The sequence below is a fragment of the Micromonospora sp. NPDC005163 genome, from assembly GCF_053599835.1.
Map to the genome: position 1 here is coordinate 1 of NZ_JBSFYP010000151.1, position 2,805 is coordinate 2,805.

Consider the following 2,805-nt stretch of genomic DNA (forward strand, 5'->3'; position numbering starts at 1 on the left):
TCAGGCTGCCCTCAGCTCCACCGCCCTGCTGCGACAGGGTCAGCGGTGAAGGTCTCCCACCTCCACTCGAAACAGCAGCGCCTCACGGCGCACGGATTCGCGACGTCACCTACGACGAAGACCGATCCCAGATCCGCACCGGCACCGGACCCCAGGTCATGGCAGCCCTGCGCAACGCCGCCATCGGCGCCCTACGCCTGACCGGCGTCACCAACATCGCCGCCGCCAACCGCCACCACGCCCGCGACAGCAACCGACCACTGGCCCTACTCGGCATCACCTGACGACTTTGCCGGGGCCCTGGCGTTCTGACCGGCACGAGAAGCCGTGGTGTTCCCGGTGAGGCGACACACGGAGCGTCGTCGGCGGCCATGTCGTTCGATCTGACGCCGAGGGCGACGAGGAGGCTGTCGAGCCCTGCGGCAGTGCAGCCCTGAAGCTCCACCGTGCCCTGGTCGAACCAGACCTCGATGCCGTTATCGCGCTGGATCGCGGTTGTGTCGAAGGTGCGGCCACCGGTCCGCTGACGTGCGCGATGTTCCCTGGTCCGGCGACGGTGCAACAGGACCTCCTGGGCGGCGATGGTGCCGTGCCCGCAGTTGGTGAGCTCACCATGTGCGGTGAAGAACCGCACGGTGGGCGTGGTTCCCGCCTCGGCGTCAACGAACGCCGCGTGCGAGGTGCCGGCGCGCCGGACGATCGCGCGCCGAGTGCTGTCGCTGATCGCGATGTCATCGATCAGCACGGCCGTAGGGCTGCCACCTTCCCCGCGGGCGAGTGCAGGGGTCGACGATCGTCGCGTCGCGTCCGTACCTCCCGGTCATGTCGGGGTTTCCGCCTCGGTAGCCAGGCCGCCGTCGGCGAGAGCGCGGGCCCAGTCGTCCGACCACCGGACAAGGGGGCGCAAGGCTCGGTAGGCGCCCTGCCCAAGCTGGGTGAGGGCATAGGCGGCGCCCGGTTCCTGCTTGACGATGCATGCCTCGATCAGCTCGGTCAGCCGCTGCCGCGGGACGCTGGACGACATGTTGTCGCAGTGTTGCAGCAGCGCGCGGAAACCGAGCGAGCCGCGCTGCTACTCCCAGACGATGTGCAGGCTCCGTCGACGTCCGAAAAGGTCGAGTGCCGCCATCAAGGGGCGCCCGGTGCTCGACCCGCGAACCGGCCTTCCCGGCCTCGGCGTCGCCATAGAAATCTCGCCCCGCTTCTCCGGGCGCTTCTCTTTCCGATACAGTACCTCCCGGCCGATGATTCGGTTTCCGAAGCGCAGGAAGGGTCAAGCATATATGACGTCCAAGTTGCGTACCGCATTGTGCGAGCGGCTGGGCATCGACGTACCGGTGGTGCAGGCGCCGATAGGATCCGCGGCGGCGCCCGAACTGGCTGCGGCGGTGGCCGAAGCCGGTGGGCTCGGCATGCTGGCGTCGACCTGGCAGAGCCCCGAACGCGCGCGCCTCGGCATCCGCCACGTTCGGCAGCGGACTACGCGGCCGTTCGGGGTGAATCTGGTGTTGGACTTTCCCGTGATCGACACGCTGGCGGTGTGCCTGGACGAGGCCGTACCGATCATCTCCACCTTCTGGGGTGACCCAGAACCCGTCAGTCAGCGGATCCGTGACGCCGGTGCGCTGCACATGCACACCGTCGGCAGCGTGCGGGAGGCTGTGCGCGCCGCCGAATGCGGCGTCGATGTCATCGTGGCGCAGGGCTGGGAGGCCGGCGGCCACGTTCGCGGCACGACCACCACCATGGTTCTGGTGCCGGCCGTTGTCGACACGGTGGGCCCCATTCCGGTCATGGGCGCCGGCGGCATCAGCGACGGCCGCGGCCTCGCCGCCGTCCTGGCCTTGGGCGCGCAGGGCGCATGGCTGGGCACCCGTTTCCTCGCGACCACCGAGGCTTCCACTCACCAGCTGTATCGGCAACGGCTCGTCGCCGCCACCGCCGAGGACACCGTCCATACCCGCTGCTTCGACGGAGGATGGCCCGACGCCGCGCACCGCGCATTGCGGAATCCAACCCTGCAACGGTGGGAACTAGCCGGTTCACTCTCAGCGCCAGGGCGCCCGGACGAAGGCGACGTCGTAGCCTTCGACAGCGCAGGCCAGGCCCATTACCGGTACGAGGATCTGATCCCCCTACCCGGCATGACCGGCGACCTGGCGGACATGGCCCTCTACGCCGGCCAATCGGTTGAGCTCGTCCGGGAAGTCCGACCAGCAGCCCGGCTCATCCACGAACTCACGGCGCAGACTGTGAACGTCATCGAGCAGATGCGCCGCATGACTCAAACGGCAGACGGGGCTGCGTAACCATGACTTCCCTCGCTCGCATCAGCGGAGACCCCGACCGCGGCACTGCCGTACTGTTCGACGTCGACGGCGTACTGGTGGGACTGCCCCGGGTCTGGTTGACTCGCGGGGTTGAGTGGTTCAGGCCGCGTGTGCGGGCCTGGTGATTGTCTCAAACTCGATCGGTGTGAGCTTGCCGAGGCGTCGTTGCCGTCGGCGGCGGTGGTAGGTTCGTTCGATCCAGGTCACCATCGCCAAGCGCAGCTAGTGGCGGGTCTGCCAGCGTTGCCGGTCTAGGACGTTGCGTTGCAGCAGGGCGAAGAACGATTCCATCGCGGCGTTGTCGCCGCAGGCGGCGACGCGGCCCATCGAGCCGGTCAAGCCGTTGCGCCGCAACGCTTTGACGAACTTTTTCGACCGGAACTGCCCGGGTTCAAGGGGTCGTCGCAACACCGCTTGTTTGGATTGATAGTAGGTGATCGTTGAGGGCTTCTGCGGGAGTTCGCCATCCGAGTGT

At 67.8% G+C, this 2,805-nt stretch carries 2 protein-coding genes and 2 pseudogenes; 1 reads left to right on the forward strand and 3 read right to left on the reverse strand.

Annotated features, from left to right (window positions below; translation table 11 throughout):
- Positions 1 to 109 precede the first annotated feature (109 nt).
- Together ACWD6N_RS37600 and ACWD6N_RS37605 are read right to left on the reverse strand one after the other, a co-directional pair.
- Positions 110 to 751: pseudogene (locus ACWD6N_RS37600) on the reverse strand (PhzF family phenazine biosynthesis protein); the annotation flags it as partial.
- 69 nt (positions 752 to 820) lie between these two features.
- Positions 821 to 1,024, reverse strand: a complete 204-nt coding sequence (locus ACWD6N_RS37605) for a hypothetical protein (RefSeq protein WP_354968788.1) — start codon at positions 1,022 to 1,024, stop codon at positions 821 to 823.
- 259 nt (positions 1,025 to 1,283) lie between these two features.
- On the opposite strand from ACWD6N_RS37605, the gene ACWD6N_RS37610 reads away from it, so the two are divergent.
- A complete protein-coding gene (locus ACWD6N_RS37610) occupies positions 1,284 to 2,309 on the forward strand; it encodes an NAD(P)H-dependent flavin oxidoreductase (protein WP_450006736.1) in 1,026 nt (341 codons plus the stop codon).
- Positions 2,310 to 2,429: 120 nt separating this feature from the next.
- On the opposite strand, the pseudogene ACWD6N_RS37615 reads toward ACWD6N_RS37610, so the two are convergent.
- Positions 2,430 to 2,714, reverse strand: a pseudogene (locus tag ACWD6N_RS37615) (IS3 family transposase); the annotation flags it as partial.
- Positions 2,715 to 2,805 lie beyond the last annotated feature (91 nt).